18 protein-coding genes are annotated in these 16,704 nt (G+C 58.0%); 9 read left to right on the top strand and 9 right to left on the bottom strand.

What is annotated here, in order from left to right; all coding sequences use genetic code 11:
* Window positions 1–228: 228 nt before the first annotated feature.
* The 5 genes from lptG to rsmA all read left to right on the top strand — a co-directional run bounded on the left by lptG (window position 229) and on the right by rsmA (window position 6,624).
* Window positions 229–1,329 (top strand): LPS export ABC transporter permease LptG, encoded by a 1,101-nt coding sequence (gene lptG, locus RUESEDTHA_RS11385; protein ID WP_180886942.1) that lies wholly within the window; start codon window positions 229–231, stop codon window positions 1,327–1,329.
* The gene (locus RUESEDTHA_RS11380; protein ID WP_180886940.1) at window positions 1,329–3,491 is read left to right on the top strand and encodes an LPS-assembly protein LptD; all 2,163 of its coding nucleotides are present in this window, start codon (window positions 1,329–1,331) and stop codon (window positions 3,489–3,491) included. The genes lptG and RUESEDTHA_RS11380 overlap by 1 nt, the downstream gene beginning before the upstream one ends.
* Window positions 3,482–4,735 carry a peptidylprolyl isomerase gene (locus RUESEDTHA_RS11375; protein WP_180886938.1) on the top strand — a complete coding sequence of 418 codons (1,254 nt, stop codon included), beginning with the start codon at window positions 3,482–3,484 and terminating at the stop codon, window positions 4,733–4,735. The genes RUESEDTHA_RS11380 and RUESEDTHA_RS11375 overlap by 10 nt, the downstream gene beginning before the upstream one ends.
* Window positions 4,732–5,697, top strand: a complete 966-nt coding sequence (gene pdxA, locus RUESEDTHA_RS11370) for a 4-hydroxythreonine-4-phosphate dehydrogenase PdxA (protein WP_180886937.1) — start codon at window positions 4,732–4,734, stop codon at window positions 5,695–5,697. The genes RUESEDTHA_RS11375 and pdxA overlap by 4 nt, the downstream gene beginning before the upstream one ends.
* Before the next feature lie 84 nt (window positions 5,698–5,781).
* On the top strand, window positions 5,782–6,624 hold the full coding sequence (rsmA, locus tag RUESEDTHA_RS11365; RefSeq protein WP_180886935.1) for a 16S rRNA (adenine(1518)-N(6)/adenine(1519)-N(6))-dimethyltransferase RsmA: 843 nt from the start codon (window positions 5,782–5,784) through the stop codon (window positions 6,622–6,624).
* Window positions 6,625–6,680: 56 nt separating this feature from the next.
* Here the strand turns inward: rsmA and RUESEDTHA_RS11360 are convergent, their stop codons facing one another.
* The 3 genes from RUESEDTHA_RS11360 to prfA form a co-directional block, all read right to left on the bottom strand.
* A complete protein-coding gene (locus RUESEDTHA_RS11360) occupies window positions 6,681–7,256 on the bottom strand; it encodes a DUF4167 domain-containing protein (protein WP_180886934.1) in 576 nt (191 codons plus the stop codon).
* A 237-nt stretch (window positions 7,257–7,493) separates the two neighbouring features.
* Window positions 7,494–8,339 (bottom strand): peptide chain release factor N(5)-glutamine methyltransferase, encoded by an 846-nt coding sequence (gene prmC / locus RUESEDTHA_RS11355; RefSeq protein WP_180886932.1) that lies wholly within the window; start codon window positions 8,337–8,339, stop codon window positions 7,494–7,496.
* Window positions 8,336–9,391 (bottom strand): peptide chain release factor 1, encoded by a 1,056-nt coding sequence (gene prfA / locus RUESEDTHA_RS11350; RefSeq protein ID WP_180886931.1) that lies wholly within the window; start codon window positions 9,389–9,391, stop codon window positions 8,336–8,338. Before prfA ends, prmC begins: the two co-directional genes overlap by 4 nt.
* 64 nt (window positions 9,392–9,455) lie before the next feature.
* On the opposite strand from prfA, the gene RUESEDTHA_RS11345 reads away from it, so the two are divergent.
* Entirely contained in the window at window positions 9,456–9,743 is a 288-nt protein-coding gene (locus RUESEDTHA_RS11345; protein WP_180886930.1) for a hypothetical protein, read from the top strand.
* Here the strand turns inward: RUESEDTHA_RS11345 and RUESEDTHA_RS11340 are convergent.
* The 4 genes from RUESEDTHA_RS11340 to RUESEDTHA_RS11325 all read right to left on the bottom strand — a co-directional run bounded on the left by RUESEDTHA_RS11340 (window position 9,684) and on the right by RUESEDTHA_RS11325 (window position 13,309).
* Entirely contained in the window at window positions 9,684–10,091 is a 408-nt protein-coding gene (locus RUESEDTHA_RS11340) for a DUF1499 domain-containing protein (protein ID WP_180886928.1), read from the bottom strand. The two genes, RUESEDTHA_RS11345 and RUESEDTHA_RS11340, sit on opposite strands and share 60 nt — an antisense overlap.
* Window positions 10,092–10,156: 65 nt before the next feature.
* Window positions 10,157–11,104 (bottom strand): agmatinase, encoded by a 948-nt coding sequence (gene speB, locus RUESEDTHA_RS11335; protein WP_180886927.1) that lies wholly within the window; start codon window positions 11,102–11,104, stop codon window positions 10,157–10,159.
* Between the two features lie 63 nt (window positions 11,105–11,167).
* On the bottom strand, window positions 11,168–12,133 hold the full coding sequence (gene speB / locus RUESEDTHA_RS11330; protein ID WP_180886925.1) for an agmatinase: 966 nt from the start codon (window positions 12,131–12,133) through the stop codon (window positions 11,168–11,170).
* Between the two features lie 12 nt (window positions 12,134–12,145).
* Window positions 12,146–13,309 (bottom strand): M20 aminoacylase family protein, encoded by a 1,164-nt coding sequence (locus RUESEDTHA_RS11325; protein WP_180886924.1) that lies wholly within the window; start codon window positions 13,307–13,309, stop codon window positions 12,146–12,148.
* A gap of 66 nt (window positions 13,310–13,375) precedes the next feature.
* Here RUESEDTHA_RS11325 and mazG point away from each other — a divergent pair, with 66 nt between their 5' ends.
* From mazG to RUESEDTHA_RS11310, 3 genes are all read left to right on the top strand, one after another.
* On the top strand, window positions 13,376–14,233 hold the full coding sequence (gene mazG, locus RUESEDTHA_RS11320; protein ID WP_180887300.1) for a nucleoside triphosphate pyrophosphohydrolase: 858 nt from the start codon (window positions 13,376–13,378) through the stop codon (window positions 14,231–14,233).
* 64 nt (window positions 14,234–14,297) lie between these two features.
* A complete protein-coding gene (locus RUESEDTHA_RS11315) occupies window positions 14,298–15,239 on the top strand; it encodes a nucleoside hydrolase (RefSeq protein WP_180886922.1) in 942 nt (313 codons plus the stop codon).
* Entirely contained in the window at window positions 15,236–15,685 is a 450-nt protein-coding gene (locus RUESEDTHA_RS11310; RefSeq protein WP_180886921.1) for a GNAT family N-acetyltransferase, read from the top strand. Before RUESEDTHA_RS11315 ends, RUESEDTHA_RS11310 begins: the two co-directional genes overlap by 4 nt.
* A gap of 48 nt (window positions 15,686–15,733) precedes the next feature.
* Here RUESEDTHA_RS11310 and RUESEDTHA_RS11305 read toward each other — a convergent pair whose 3' ends face one another.
* Complete coding sequence (locus RUESEDTHA_RS11305) at window positions 15,734–15,901, bottom strand: hypothetical protein (protein WP_180886915.1); 168 nt, start codon at window positions 15,899–15,901, stop codon at window positions 15,734–15,736.
* Window positions 15,902–16,077: 176 nt separating this feature from the next.
* Window positions 16,078–16,590 carry a GNAT family N-acetyltransferase gene (locus RUESEDTHA_RS11300; protein WP_180886913.1) on the bottom strand — a complete coding sequence of 171 codons (513 nt, stop codon included), beginning with the start codon at window positions 16,588–16,590 and terminating at the stop codon, window positions 16,078–16,080.
* Window positions 16,591–16,704: the final 114 nt, after the last annotated feature.

Below are 16,704 nucleotides of genomic sequence, written 5' to 3'. Positions count from 1 at the left end.
AAAATCTGTTCCCCAAGACCTAGCCCGCACTGGCGCTATTGACCAGATAGCAGTTTTCCCCGACCGGCAATTGCAGTACAGTCCCGAAAAAATTCCGGCAAGATCGGGGGAGAGTACAGTGGCAAGACAGGGCAGGCATAAGCCATCGCTTCGTGGCGCATGCTTTAATGATTCCTGCTTGAACCTGACAGTGCCCGCCTTGCGCCCAACCCGTGCGGGGTTTCGCCCGTGATCCTTGACCGCTATTTTGCCCGCCGGTTCATCCAAAGCTTTCTGGTTATCGGCGGCATCTTCCTGACACTGTTGATTCTAATCGACCTGATTGAGCAGGTGCGGCGCTTTGACGAGGTTGACCTGTCCTTTGGCCAACTTCTGCATCTGACGTTACTGAATACGCCAGCAGCCATCAGTGAAATGCTGCCTTTGCTGGTGATTCTTTCGACAATCGCGCTGTTCGTCGGCCTTGCGCGCAGCTCTGAACTGGTCGTGACCCGAGCCATTGGCCGGTCGGGTATTCGGGCGCTGCTGGCCCCTGCTGTATTGGCCCTGGCGATCGGGGCGGCTGCCGTTGCCCTGCTGAACCCGATTTCAGCAGCCACGTCCGAGGAGTACACAAGACTGTCTGACTCGTATCGCAACAACGGCGGGTCAGCCTTTTCGATCAGCGGCGAAGGCATGTGGCTGCGGCAAGGCTCACAAAACGGCCAGTCTGTGATCCACGCGCGGGGCACGTCAAATGGCGATACGCTGAAGCTGAACGAAGTGACGGTCATCGCATTTTCGCAGGACGGTACGCCGACGCAACAGATTGCCGCTGACAGCGCTGTCCTCGACGACGGCAAGTGGACTTTGTCCGACGCCAAAGTCTGGTCCTTGGATCAGGGCATCAACCCGGAAACCAACGCGGTCGAGCATTCGACGCTTGAAATCCCGACATCACTGACGCGCGAGCGCATTTTGGACACACTTGGGCGGCAAGGGGCTGTTTCGGTCTACGATCTGCCACAGCTTATTCGTGACCTTAGCGAAGCCGGGTTTTCCACCAAGCAATACGAAGTCTGGCTGCAAGTGCAGCTCGCGCGACCGATCTTTCTGGTGTCGATGGTCCTGATCGGAGCAGCGTTCACCATGCGTCACGTCCGCTTTGGCGGGACCGGGATCGCGGTCCTGTCTGCGGTACTTTTGGGTTTCGGCATCTACTTCGTGCGCAACTTTGCCCAAATTCTGGGGGAAAACGGACAATTGCCTATCTTTGTCGCGGCGTGGGCACCGCCCTTCGCAGCCATCTTGCTGTCCCTCGGCCTTTTGCTGCACGCGGAGGACGGCTGATGCGGCTTCTCTCCTGCCTGTTTTTGTCCGGCGCTCTGGCGTTGGCCGTGCCGCTGGGCGCGGGCGCCCAAAATCAGCCCGCTGGCAGCCCGCCACAAAGCACGCCGCAAGAGGAAGAACCAGCCCTTCTGGTTGCAGATCGGATTTTCATTACGCCGCAAAGAGTGCTTGTCGCCGAGGGCAACGTCGAAGCGTTTCAAGGCGACATCAAGGTTACTGCGCAACGGATTACCTATGACCGTGACAGCGGCGAACTTTTGCTTGAGGGTCCGGTCCGCATTGATCAGGGCGGCGCAACAACTCTGCTGGCGGATTCAGCGGAATTGGACAGCGGCATCCAAAATGGCCTGCTCATCGGCGCTAGAATGGTATTCCAGCAGCAAGTCCAGATCGCATCGGTCCAGGCCAAGCGTGCGGCTGGGCGTTATACGCAATTCAGTAAGGTCTCGGCCACCTCGTGCCACGTCTGCGCCAACGGGAAACCTCCGATATGGCAGATTCGTGCACGCAAAGTCACCCATGACCAACTGGAACGGCAGCTATATTTTGAGGGCGCGCAATTCAGAATTCTGGACTTTCCGGTTTTCTATTTTCCATACCTGCGCCTTCCCGATCCCACACTGGACCGCGCGACGGGCTTTCTTGTCCCCTCGGTCCGAACCACGTCGCAACTGGGCACAGGCCTGCAGGTGCCGTATTTCTTCAAGTTGGGTGACCACAAGGACCTGACGCTGACGCCATATGTATCGTCCAAGACCAAAACGCTGGGCTTCCGGTATCGTCAGGCGTTCAAACGTGGACGTATCCGCATCTTGGGCGCCTATACCAAAGATGACCTGCAACCAGACGAGCAGCGCGGGTATCTTTTTGCGGATGGCGCATTCAACCTGAAGGATGGCTATCGGTTCACCTTTGACCTGAAGACAACGTCTGACGATGCGTATTTGGCCGACTACGGCCTGCCCGATTTCGACCGATTGCGCAGCGAGGTCGCGCTGGAGCGGATCAAACGGGATACGGCTTTCCGCACCAGCTTCATCCACTACCAGACTTTGCGCGACAGCGAAGATCAGGATGAAATCCCGTCGCGCGTGTTCGATCTGTACTATCAGAAACGCCACTTCCCGACCGCAGTGGGTGGCGAGGTTCGGCTGGGCTTTATCGCACACGCGCATGAACGTACTAGCGACGAAGACATCGCGGGCCGTGATGTCGCGCGTGCAACTTTCGATGCCGAATGGATTCGCAGTTGGATATTCACCACGGGCCTGCGCGCGGACGCCAGGTTGGGCGCGTCTGTCGATACATTCAATATTCGTCATGACAGCGGGTTCCCCAGTCAAGTTACCCGCACCACACCACGCGCGGCGCTGACGCTGCGCTACCCGATGTCACGGCGGGAAAAGTCGGGTGCGACCCAAGTCCTTGAGCCGATCGCACAAGTCGGCTGGACCCATGTTTCAACCAATGACGTGCCGATCGACGAAAGTACGTTTCAGGAATTCGATCAAGGCAACCTTTTGTCCCTTTCTCGATTTCCGGCCCCCGACCGCCGGGAAGACGGCGCAACCGGAGTGGTCGGCATAAACTGGGCCCGCTACGGGGCAAGGGGGTGGCGCGCACTGGCAACGGTTGGTCAGGTCTTTCGCGCGGATGCCGACCCTGAATTCAACGTAACCTCGGGTTTGCAGGGAACGACATCAGACCTGTTGATCGCTGGTCAGTTGGAAACGGCCAATGGCTGGTCTTTGGCAGGGCGCGGATTGCTCAACGGTGACTTCAGTTTCGCCAAGGGAGAATTGCGCGCCGCCTGGAGCCAAGAAACAACCAGCCTGTCGGGTACCTATGTCTGGCAGGAACCCGATCCAGCAGAAAACGCGGAAGACGAAATCTCGGAAGTTCGCGTCAATGGTCGTTACCGTATCGACCAAAACTGGCTGACCCGTGCATTCGCCCGCTATGACCTCGCCGAGTCCGAACCGATCCGTTATGGGTTGGGCGTGACCTACCAAAACGAATGTGTACAGGCAAATATGATCGTGAGTAGACGATTTACCTCGTCTTCGAGTATTGAGCCTTCGACAGAATTCGGCTTTACCGTAGCCCTGACAGGATATTCTGTTGAAGGTGGCGGACAACAGTTCAAGAGAAGATGCAGTTGATTTCACGTTTCTCCAGTTTCGTTCGTTCCGGTTGGCTGCCCTCGGTGGCTCAGGCACTGGCCGTTGCGGTATTGAGTCTTGCGCCCATGGAAGCGCAAGCCCAAAGCCCGTTCTCGCCTGCGATCAAGGTTAATCAGGATATTGTCACCTGGTATGAACTGGACCAGCGCCTGCAATTCCTTTTAGCTCTGGGTGCCCCCGGAGCCTCCGAGGACGAGGTACGCGATGCCCTGATCGACGACCGTCTGCGCAAGCAAGCCATGCGAGAGGCGGGAATCGAAATCAACCCAGAGGATGTTCAGGTCGGCATTGACGAGTTCGCTGCGCGCGGGCGGTTGTCGACGGATCAATTCCTGCAACTTCTTGCCGATGCGGGTGTGTCCCAAGAAACCGTCAGGGATTTTGTCGCAGACCAGCTTTCGTGGCGCGACTATGTCAGCGCCCGTTTCCTGTCGCAGGCGCGCCCGTCCGAGGATGAAATCAACCGGGCGCTGGGACAAGCCGGTGGCGGTGGATTGCAGGTACTGATGTCCGAGATCATCATTCCGGTCAATCAGCAGACCATCGCCCAGGCCGAGTTGTTGGCCGAAGAGATCGCGCAATTGGAAGGGTTTGATGCCTTTTCAGCAGCAGCCACTCAATATTCCGCCGCTGGCACACGGGACAATGGCGGTCGGTTGGAATGGCTGAACCTGACCGATCTGCCCCCTGCCTTGCAGCCGGTTATCCTTGGCCTCAAGAATGGGGACATTACGCAGCCCATCAACCTGCCGAACGCCATCGCGCTATTCCAGATGCGCGGCCTGCGCGAGGTCGCGTCTGGCGCGCCGCGTTATTCCAAAATCGACTATGCCATCTACAACCTTCCCGGCGGTCGCAGCGCGGATACCTTGGCGCGTGCCGCCAAATTGCGGGAAGAGATTGACACCTGCGATGACCTCTATGGAATTGCACAAGACCAACCGGCTGAGGTTCTGCAACGGATCGAAGCCAGCCCCTCGGAAATTCCGCGGGACGTCGCACTGGAACTGGCCAAGCTGGATCTTAACGAGGTTTCGACGAATCTGACTGCCAACAACGGCCAAACCCTCCGTTTCCTGATGTTGTGCACCCGGACGCTAGACCGTGGCGAAGAAACCTCACGCGTTGATGTGGCCAATGCGCTGACGCAGCAGCGGCTGCAGGCCTTTTCCGAAAGCCTGCTAGAGCAGCTACGCGCGGACGCAACGATCATCGAGCAATGATCGCCCCGATCGCGCTCAGCTGCGGCGACCCCGCCGGTATAGGCCCAGAGATCGCGGTAAAAGCATGGGCAGAACTACGAGATACCTGCCCGTTTTTCTATATCGGGGACGCGGCGCATGTTCCTCAGGGAACTCCGGTGCATCAAATCAGCGACCCGGCAGAGGCCCTTCGTATCAGCGCCTCGGCTATGCCTGTTCTGCAACTGGACTTCCCCGAACCCAATCGCCCCGGTACGCCCTCAGCCGCAAATTCGCCCGGCGTCATAGATGCGATTAAGCGCGGCGTGTCACTGGTTCAGTCAGGGGCGGCATCGGCCCTTTGCACCGCGCCGATCCACAAGAAAGCGCTGATTGACGGTGCCGGGTTCGCCTATCCTGGCCATACCGAGTTTCTTGCAGCGCTGGCCGGACGCACACGCGTTGTAATGATGTTGGCCAGTGACAAGTTGCGCGTGGTGCCTGCCACGATCCATATTCCCCTGTCCCGCGTCCCGTCCGAACTCACGCCAGCCCTGTTGCGCGACACGATCGACATCACAGCCGAAGGGCTGCGAAAGCAATTCGGGATTGCTCACCCCCGCATCGCCATTGCCGGGCTGAACCCTCATGCGGGGGAAGGCGGTAAGATGGGGCTTGAAGAGCTGGACTGGATCGGCCCGCTGATTTCTGCGCTTCCTTCGGAAGACTACACTGTCAGCGGCCCACACCCTGCGGACACTATGTTTCATGCCGCAGCCCGCGCCCGTTATGACGCAGCCGTTGCAATGTATCATGATCAGGCGCTGATCCCGATCAAAACGCTGGATTTCGACCGCGGCGTAAACGTGACGCTCGGCCTGCCTTTCATACGCACATCGCCCGACCACGGCACCGCCCTTGATATCGCAGGGCAAGGTATCGCAAACCCATCCAGCCTGATCGAAGCTTTGAAACTCGCCCACCGCATGGCAAAAAGCTCTTGATCCTTCACCTGGCTGAAAATATCCCCGCCGGAGGCAAAAAATCTCTGGCGCACGCAATCCCTCCTGCGCCACGGTAATCTGATAATGAGCGCTATCGACAATCTTCCCCCTCTGCGCGAGGTCATCGCAACCCACCAGCTTTCAGCGCGAAAGTCGCTGGGCCAGAACTTCCTGCTGGACCTGAACCTGACCGCCAAGATTGCGCGACAGGCCGGAGATCTGTCCGCGTGCGATGTGCTGGAAATCGGCCCTGGCCCCGGAGGTCTGACTCGGGGTTTGCTGTCCGAGGGCGCGCGAAAAGTGGTCGCGGTCGAGAAAGACACCCGCTGTATTGCGGCCCTGAACGACATCGCTGCCGCATATCGCGACCGTTTGGACGTCATCAACGGGGACGCGCTCGAGATTGACCCACTGGCTCATCTTACGCCACCAATCCGCGTTGCAGCCAACCTGCCCTACAACGTCGGAACTGAGCTTCTTGTGCGGTGGCTGACCCCCCCCGAATGGCCCCCGTTCTGGCAAAGCCTGACCCTGATGTTTCAGCGTGAGGTCGCCGAACGGATCGTGGCGCAGCCCGGCAGCAAAGCCTACGGACGCCTTGCCATCCTTGCGCAATGGCGCGCCGAGGCTCGCATCGCCATGTCTCTGCCGCCCGGCGCGTTTACACCTCCACCCAAGGTTTCAAGCGCCGTGGTCCATTTGACCGCCCTGCCCGAACCCCGTTATCCTGCGAACCCCGCCACACTATCCCGCGTCGTGGCCGCAGCCTTCAACCAACGTCGCAAGATGCTGCGCGCATCGCTGAAGGGCGTCGCCCCGAATATCGAAGACAAGCTATTGGCGGCCGGGATTCAACCAACTGAACGGGCCGAGCAGGTGCCTCTCGAAGCCTTCTGTGCCTTGTCGCGCGAGGTTGATAACGGTTGAATCAAAAAAGCCCCGGGTCGAACCTCGGGGCTTTGTGTTGTTTCGTGTGCCTTTGATTACTCGGCGGCCTCGGGCGCATCACCTTTGTCCGACGATGCGTCTTCTGAGGACGCAGGCTTGGGCTTGCGCGTACGGGGACGGCGCGGCGGTTTTTCCTTCTTCTCGGCGGCTTCGCCTTCAGCGCCCTTATTTTCAGGTGTCTCCACCAAACCGGATTCAGGCGAAGCAGCTGTGGGCGTGAAATCCATCACGTCAGGCTGCGGTGCTTCGGCCGGATCGGATTGGCGCGCAGCTTCGCGTTCCTGACGCTCAGCGCGTTCGCGATCACGTTCGGCCTGGCGTTCGCGGTTCTGCCGCTCCTGCTCTTCGCGGCGCGCTTCCATTTCGCGTTGCGCTTCACTTAGAAGACGCAAGTAGTGCTCGGCGTGTTGCTGGAAGTTTTCCGCGGCCACGCGGTCATTCGACAACTGCGCGTCACGGGCAAGCTGGTTGTACTTGTCAATGATCTGCTGGGGCGTGCCACGCACTTTACCCTCTGGGCCCGAGCTGTCGAAAACCCGGTTTACTACGTTGCCTCCAGAGGGACGATTGCGGTTATTCTTGGCCCGCGAGCGGGATTTGGAAGATCTCATCTACTTTCGTCAGCCTTGTCATTCGATGTCGAACATTTCGCGTCTTGCACTGCTCAAAGGCTTTTGCTGTGACGCGATGTCGACTTTTTGGGCTTGGCGTCAGGGGAGCGCTGTAACGGCGTCAACCTCGCTGACTAATCCTGAGTAAACATGTCCGGCGCGCGCAGACAAGGGGTTTGTACTAAATTTCGCAGCTTTTTTACATCAATCGGCGTATTTCAGCCTCAGCGCACAGATTCACTGCGGCATTCTGGCAAATACAACACGGTCGCGACCATCCAAATCGGGAATTATCCTTATGTCGACCAATCCAGCAGCATCAAACAGCGCAGAAACGCTCAGGCCCTGCGTCGGCCCAATTTCGACCAGCAAGCGCCCGCCGGGTAACAGAAAATCAGGAACACCGGCAGCAATACGACGGTAGGCTCCCAAGCCGTCGCCTTCGTCCGTCAGTGCCATGCGCGGTTCATGCTCACGTACTTCGGGGGACAATTCCGCCATTTCCGGCAGGGAAATATACGGCGGATTGGAAACAATCAGGTCAAATTTATCGTTAATGTCCCCGAACCAATCAGACTTGATAATCTCGACACGGTTTTGAACCTGATGCTGAACCGCGTTCGCGCTGGCTTGCAGGCAAGCAGCCTCACTTAGGTCAACACCTAGCCCCGTTGCGCTGGTTCTTTCCGCTAAAAGGGTTATCAAAATGCACCCGGACCCGACCCCAAGGTCCAGAACATGACCGAAAGGTTCGCTCAACGCCGCCTCGATCAGCGCCTCGGTCTCCGGTCGAGGGTCCAACACATCGCCGCTGACCCGAAAGCGGCGGCCATAAAACTCCCTTTCCCCTAGCAGGTGAGAGACCGGCACTCGAATGGCGCGCAAGGATATCAATTGGTCGTACCGTTCGGCGATTTCTGGCGAAAGCTCCTCAGGGGCGATCAATGTGACACGGCTGGCTTCGATTCGCGCGGCATGGGCCAACAACACACGGGCGTCACGCGCCGGATCAGCAACCCCGGCCGCCCGAAGCCGCGCCGTTGCAGCGACCATGGCCTGCGCCGCTGTCAACGCAGCAATCATTGCGCCATCTCAGCCAGCAGACGGGCTTGGTCATCGGCTGTCAGCGCATCTATGACCTCGTCCAGATCGCCCTGCATGATCTGATCCAACTTGTACAAAGTCAGGTTTATTCGGTGATCAGTCATCCGGCCCTGTGGAAAATTATACGTCCTGATCCGCTCGGACCGGTCGCCAGAGCCCACTTGGCTGGCTCGGTCAGCGGACCGTTCGCTGTCGATCCTCTGGCGCTCCAGATCATAGAGGCGCGTCTTCAGAACCTGCATTGCGATTTCACGATTGCGGTGCTGAGACTTCTCGGAGCTTGTCACCACAAGACCGGTCGGTAGGTGGGTGATGCGCACAGCCGAATCCGTCGTATTCACGTGCTGGCCACCCGCACCCGAACTGCGCATGGTGTCGATACGAATGTCATTGGCGTCAACCTGGATGTCCACATCCTCGGCCTCGGGCAGCACGGCAACCGTCGCAGCCGATGTGTGAATCCGCCCGCCGCTTTCGGTTTCGGGAACGCGCTGAACCCTGTGCACACCGGATTCGTATTTTAACCGCGCAAAGACATTGTCGCCCTTGATATGCGCCACGACCTCTTTGATTCCGCCAAGGTCCGATGCCTGTTCTTCGATGATCTCAAAACGCCAGCCATGCGCCTCGGCATAGCGTTGATACATGCGCAACAGGTCTCCCGCGAACAAGGCAGCCTCGTCTCCTCCGGTTCCGGGGCGGATTTCCAGCATCGCAGGGCGCGCATCGGCCGCGTCACGAGGTAGCAAGGCCAATTGCAGCGCGTGTTCCGCTTCGGGGATGCGGGCCTGCAAGTCTGGGATTTCTTCTTCGGCCAACTCCTTCATATCTGGGTCTGCCAGCATCGCCTGCGCTTCCGCCAAATCCGCCACCAACAGTCGCCAGGCCGTGATCTGTTCGACAACCGGTTTGAGGTCGGAATACTCCTTGGCCAAACCCGCAATGTCCCCACCCGCCGCGCCGTCTGACATCGCCGCTTCGAGGTATTGGAATCGCTGGGTTATCTGTTCTAGGCGTTCTTCGGGGATCATCCCCGGGGGTGTCTAGCAATCCGGGGCTTTGGTCAAGGGCCGACCGTATGCTAAGCTGCTGCGCATGAGATGGTTTGCGCTTGTCCTGATGTTGTTTTCCACACCTGTGATGGCCGACTATGTTGGCCCGGATGGCAAGGTGCGCGATTGCTATTGCACCGATACATCCGGCAACCGCATCGACTTGGGCGAGATGATCTGCCTGCAGGTCGATGGCCGAATGTTCATGGCTCAGTGCCAAATGTCATTGAACGTGCCGATGTGGCGCGAAGTGCAGGAAGGCTGCCTGTCCTCAGGGCTTGAGCGCAGCCAGCCACCCATCAACACGGTTACGGTTTACCCCAAAATCTGAGCGCCCAAAGCGCAGGCGCGCGTGGATGCGCAGCGTGTCGCCATCCTGCTGGGCAGTTGTGTAATCGGGAAAGCCGATCACTTTGGTGCGGGTGACATAGGTGACCATCCCTTCGTCCACTGACCCCGCCAAAACCGTTGTACGGGGTGTGTTACGCGCAATTGCATCCAGACGCGCCAGCCCGTCGGGGCCGGCTTCCAAAACGCGAAACACTCCGCCTTGCATATCGCGATCCGCCTGTCCGGTGGGCGCTACGTGCCATCGCGTAGGATCGGACGGTGCCAACCTAATATAAGCGCCCACTGCGAAGACCGCCGCAACAACAAGGAAAATGAGCATTTTCTTCATCCCGACCCTATTCTTTTAGCAACCTTATTCGGAATACAGGCCTGGACAAGTCGTGAGGCAGGCTTTTACCGCGACGTCACGCCCGGCAGGATACACATAAGCTCGAACAACAGGTTAGCCGCCGTCAGCGCCGTGTTGCCGGTCGGGTCATAGGGCGGCGAGACCTCGACCAAGTCGCACCCCACAACGGTCAGACCGCTGAGTGCGTGGATCAACTGCAAGGCCTGCGGCGTGGTAAGCCCCGCGATTTCCGGCGTGCCGGTTCCCGGCGCGAAAGACGGATCGAGGCTACCGATGTCGAAGGTGATATAAGTTGGGTGATCCCCGATTGTTTTGCGTATCTGAGAGCCAACTTCCGTCAGGTTCTGCTGCCACAATTCCCACGCCGGAAACTGCCGAAATCCCCATTCCTTTGCTTCGTTGAAATCCGTCGTTGAGTAACCCGAACCGCGAATTCCGACCTGAAAGACCTTGGCAGGAACGATCAGGCCTTCTTCGTGGGCGCGGCGAAAGACGGTGCCGTGTGTCTCTCGCTCACCAAACATTTCGTCGTCTACATCTGCATGGGCATCCACGTGAACCAACGCCACAGGCCCGCGCTTGGCCGCAATTGCCCGCAAAATCGGCAGGGTGATCGAATGATCGCCCCCCATCGCGATCGGCGTCACGTCTTGCGCCAGAATAGCATCATAGCTTTCCTTGATGATCTTGAGGCTTTCGGACAGGGAGAACGTGTTGATCGCAAGATCGCCGATATCGGCGATCTGCAGGCTGTCGAACGGAGCAGCAAATGTGGCCATGTTATAGGGCCGGATCATCGCGCTTTCGCTGCGGATCTGTTTCGGCCCGAACCGTGTGCCCGACCGCCAAGATGTACCGATATCCATCGGAATACCCAAAACGGCCGCATCCAACCCGGCCAACGTATCCACCTGCGGCAGGCGCATGAACGTATTCGGTCCGGAAAACCGTGCTAGATCATTGCCGCTGAGGGGCTGGTTGAAGCCTTTCATGCCAGTAACTCTCCCATCCGTTATTTTGGTTAACGTGATAGAGGAAAGATGGCTAACCAATGGTTAAGGCTGCAACTTGTTCCACCCCAAAAGGCAAATAATCTGCGTGGCGACATGCGCGCCGGCGATCGCCGTTGCGCCGGATGTATCAAACGGCGGAGATACCTCGACAACGTCCCCGCCCTTGATGTTGATACCGGCGATATCGCGCAAGATGATCTGCGCCTGAATGGAACTCAGCCCGCCCCAGACGGGTGTACCTGTACCCGGCGCAAAAGCGGGATCCAGACCGTCGATATCAAAGCTTAGGTAAACGGGACTGTCACCCAGAATGCCCTTAATCTTCTGCGCGACGGCAGCTGGGCCGGATTCATAAACCTCGCGCGCGTCGATGATGTTGACCCCCAGCGTATCCTCGTTGGTGGTCCGGATGCCAACCTGCACCGATCGCTTGGGATCCACGATGCCCGACTTCACCGCCTTGTAGAACATCGTCCCGTGATCCACGCGGGACATGTCGTCATCTGCCCACGTGTCCGTATGCGCATCAAATTGCAGCAGGGACATCGGCCCGAATTTCTCAGCATAAGCTTTGAGGATCGGGAAGCTGATATAGTGATCGCCACCCAATGTCACCGAGGCCACATCGGCGGCCAGAATCGACCGGACATGATCGGTCAGCGTATCTGGAAACGCCGGGATATTGGCATAATCATAGGCCATGTCCCCGTAATCGACGATCGCAAGCTCGCTCAGCGCGTCAAAAGGCCAACCATAGGGCGCATCGGGTGATTGCAGCGTGCTGGCCTCGCGGATTGCGCGCGGGCCAAGTCGTGTACCGGGGCGGTTGGTCACCGCCTGATCGAACGGCACGCCAGTCACGGCTATGTCCACGCCCTTCAGGTCCTTGGTATACAATCGACGCAGAAAGGACGTCGCCCCGCCAAACGTATTCTCGTAAGACAACCCCTTGAGGTCAGGATTGGTAAACGCCTCGTCTACCTGGTTTTTTGCATCTTCCAGTGCCATTTATTCCCCCATTCAGCCCAGCGGCTGCGCCTTTTCGACAATCCGAGCAAAAAAGGATGCCCCAACCGGCGCGATCTCGTCGTTGAAATTGTATTTTGGATGATGCAGCCCGGCGCTTTCGCCTTGCCCCAGAAACAGGTATGCCCCCGGCCGCACATTCAGCATGAACGAGAAATCCTCGGCCCCCATCATCGCAGATATGTTCGTGACCACCCATTCGTCGCCCGCCACGTCCCGCGCGACATCGGCGGCAAACCCGGCTTTGTCTGCGTCATTGATCGTTGCGGGGTAATTGATCTCATAATCCAACCTTGCCTCAACACCATAAGACTGTGCCTGCCCCTGCACGATCTGCTCCATCCGTTCCATCACCATCTTCTGAACAGACGGATCGAAGGTGCGGACGGTTCCGTTGATATAGGCAGTATCCGGGATCACGTTGTTGACCGTTCCGGTGTGAATCTGGGTGACCGAGATAACCAGATCGTCCAGCGCATAGTTGTTGCGGCTGACAATGGTCTGAATGGCCTGCGCAATTCCACAGGCCGCCATCACTGGATCGCGAGTTTCGTGTGGCATGGCCCCGTGGCCGCCAAGACCCTGAATGTGAATTTCAAACGTGTCGACAGCCGCCATGATCGGCCCGGGCGTCGTCTGGAACGCCCCCTCGGGGACACCAGGTGCATTGTGCAATGCATAGACCTGAGAAATATCGAAACGGTCCATTAGCCCTTCTTCGACCATGACGCCGGCTCCGCCGCCTTCCTCTTCCGCGGGTTGAAAGATCAGGGCCACGCGACCGCGGAAATTTCGTGTCTCAGCCAGATAACGCGCTGCGCCCAACAGCATTGTAGTATGCCCGTCATGGCCACAGGCATGCATATTTCCCGGTTTGGTCGACGTATATTCGACCCCGGTTTCCTCGGGGATCGGTAAGGCATCCATGTCCGCGCGTAGACCGATTGTCGGCCCCTCGCCCTGCCCTTTGATGATCGCGACAACCCCGGTTTTGGCAATACCCTCATGCAGCTCGTCAACGCCAAATTCACGCAGCCTGTCGGCAACAAAAGCTGCGGTTTCGTGGCATTCGAACTCCAACTCGGGAATCGAATGCAGGTGCTGCCGCCAAGCTGTCATATCGGCGGCAAAATCGGCAATTCGGTTGACGACGGGCATCTGGGGTGGACTCCTGATCCTGACTGCGGAATGGATGCATCTGACACCGGAACGAAAGGGTTCGCAATGGCCGAAAATCCTCTGATCCACGATAGCGACGCAGGGATCGAACGCCTGCTGGAAATCATGCGCCGCCTGCGTGACCCGCAAACCGGCTGCCCTTGGGATATCGAACAGGATTTCGCCACCATCGCCCCCTATACGATCGAAGAAGCCTATGAGGTCGCCGACGCCATCGAACGTGAAGCTTATGACGAGCTGAAAGGCGAATTGGGCGACCTGCTGTTCCAATCCGTCTTTCATGCGCAAATGGCCGAGGAAGCCGGGCATTTCACCTTCCAGGACGTGGTCCGCACCATGTCAGACAAAATGGTCACCCGTCATCCTCACGTGTTCGGCAACGAATCTCGCGACAAGTCTGCCGAGCAGCAGACGCTGGATTGGGAAACCATCAAGGCGGCGGAACGCGCAGGCAAGGAGCAAAAAGGCGCGCTGGATGGAGTGGCGGCTAACCTGCCCGCCTTGTTGCGCGCGCATAAGCTGCAAAAGCGCGCTGCCCGCGTGGGGTTCGACTGGCCCGATGCCAGCCACGTGCTGGCCAAGATCACCGAAGAGGCCGCCGAGTTGGAAGAGGCCCGCGACAGCATGGATGCTGACGCGCTGGAGGATGAGTTCGGCGATTTGCTCTTCGTGATTGTCAATCTGGGCCGCCATCTCGGGATTGAACCCGAAGCCGCGCTGCGCCGCACCAACGCGAAGTTCACTCGCCGGTTCGAGCAGGTCGAGGCCCGCCTTGCGGCGCGTGGCAAAACGCCTTCACAAAGCGATCTGGCCGAGATGGACGCCCTTTGGGACGAGGTGAAAACCGAAGAACATCGTGCTAATGGCAAACTCCCGCCGGTGGATGCGGCTGCGGATACCTAAAACGGCTGGACAAGTGCCGGGACACTTGCGAGTGTCCGACCTTCACGCCCCCCCGGAGACACCCATGCCCCCTCGTAAAATCATCATCGACACTGATCCCGGTCAGGACGACGCCGTCGCCATCTTGCTGGCGCTTGCAAGCCCCCAAGAGATTGAGGTTCTGGGCATAACCGCCGTCGCGGGGAACGTACCGCTGGACCTGACGTCCAAGAACGCCCGCATTGTCTGCGAACTGGCTGGACATACCGAGGTGCCGGTTTACGCCGGGTGCGACTGCCCATTGAAACGAGCGCTGGTTACGGCAGAACATGTGCACGGAAAAACCGGTCTGGACGGACCGGACCTGCCTGATCCCCAGATGCAACTGACCGACGGGCATGCGGTCGACTTCATTATCGACACCCTGCGCGCGCATGAACCCGGAACTGTCACGCTGTGCCCCCTGGGGCCACTGACAAACATCGCAACCGCCTTTACCAAAGCGCCTGATATCGTGGATCGGGTGCAGGAAATCGTGCTGATGGGCGGCGCGTATTTCGAGGTTGGCAACATTACCCCCACAGCTGAATTCAACATTCACGTCGACCCAGAAGCTGCTGATATCGTGTTTAAATCAGGTCGCCCCATTGTCGTTATGCCGTTGGATGTCACGCACAAGGCGCTGGTCACCAAACCCCGCAACGACGCCTTCCGCGCGCTGGGAACCAAGGTCGGTATCGCCGTGGCCGAGATGACGGATTTCTTCGAACGCTTTGACAAGGAAAAATACGGCAGCCAAGGGGCACCGTTGCATGACCCGTGCGTCACAGCGTATCTGATCAAGCCCGAATTGTTCTCGGGTCGTTTCGTGAATGTCGAGATTGAGACCCAATCAGAACTCACGATGGGTATGACGGTCGCCGACTGGTGGCACGTCACCGATCGCAAACCCAACGCGACATTCATAGGAGATGTGGACGCGGACGGGTTCTTTACCCTGTTGACTGAACGACTGGCCCGACTATGAGCGCTGCCCTGCGGCTTGCCCGCCCCGAAGATCTGGACCGCTTGATGAGCTTGGTCACTGCATTCCACACAGAGGAAGGCATCGCTCAGGATGCGGATCAGACCCGCAACGCTCTTGCCCCGTTGTTAGAAGGCATCCCCCACGGATGTGTCTACCTGATCGGCCCCGGACGGGCACCGCTGGGATACATCATCCTGACATTCGGTTGGTCCGTCGAATTCGGCGGCATGGACGGCTTTGTGGACGAGATTTACATTCGCCCCGCTGTTCGCGGCCGCGGAATTGCATCCGAAGTATTGCTAGACCTGCCAAAGGCACTGGCCGGAGCTGGGCTTACCGCCCTGCATCTTGAGGTCGACCGCACAAACGAGGCAGCTCAGAAACTGTATCTGCGCACCGGGTTCAAACCGCGCGATCGGTATATGTTAATGAGCAAGAAGCTCTGAATTCAGATCAATCACGGACGTCACCGCCCGTGATGTCACGCGCAGGCCTTAGCGGGCTTCACCACGATAGATGTAAGTGGGCGATTCCATATCCCGAACAGGGTCACTTGCCGAAACCTGATCTCCGGTGATCGGATATGTGCCAGGTGCTGAACAGGCCGCCAAGAATACAGTGCCGACTACCGACGCTACGAGAAGGAATTTAGAACCAGTCATGGTGTTCTCCTTTCTGTAATACAGTCAGGGTACGAGACCACCCGGTCCTCCCAATAGGGAAAAGTTCACACATAAGTGCAATATTGTTTACTTTTGTGGCGGTTTTTTTATTTTTTTCTTCAATAACAACAGGAAAGAAGGTCGAAAAATATTTTGTTTTTTGGCCTAATCCGGCGCTATCCCTGCAAATCCATTTCAAAAAACAGCAGATGACCATCTGCAACCTCGGGGATTTCCGAATAAGCGTCACGCAATTCAAACCCCATCGACAGATAAAGGCGTGTTGCGGCTTCAAGGGGTTTTCCTGTGTCCATCCGAATAAAACGGAACCCCTTCAAGCGACAGGTATCGATCAGATCATTCATGATCGCGTACCCGGCACCGGTACCTCGGGCCTTCTCGTTCACGAATACACGCTTGATTTCAGCCACACCGGGTTCAATCGTATGGAACATCCCACATCCGACAGGCTGATCATCCTTCAATGCCAGCCTGACACCCCCTGTGGGTGCCGCGTGCTCAACCTCGATGGCATCCATCAAACGGGCGTATTTCTCACGCGGGTAGAATGTTCGAACAATGCGTTGGGATTTTTCATCCAGCGTCAGAAGAAATGCGCGGTATTCCCAGCACAAACGCCGGACCGCATCAAAGTGGTCCGGCGTTTTGGGGTCTATAATTGAAAGCAAAATCTGATCCTCGAAATAATTTCGAGGATCAGGTTACCATTCACCGCTTCAGGATCGAAGCCCCCGCGTATTCGGCGACTTCGCCCAGTGATTCCTCGATGCGGATCAGTTGGT

Origin of the sequence: Ruegeria sp. THAF57, from assembly GCF_903914075.1 — a bacterium.
Classification (GTDB): Bacteria; Pseudomonadota; Alphaproteobacteria; order Rhodobacterales; family Rhodobacteraceae; genus Ruegeria.
The sequence above is the reverse complement of the archived record's forward strand: the minus strand, read 5'-3'. Positions and strand labels throughout refer to the sequence as shown.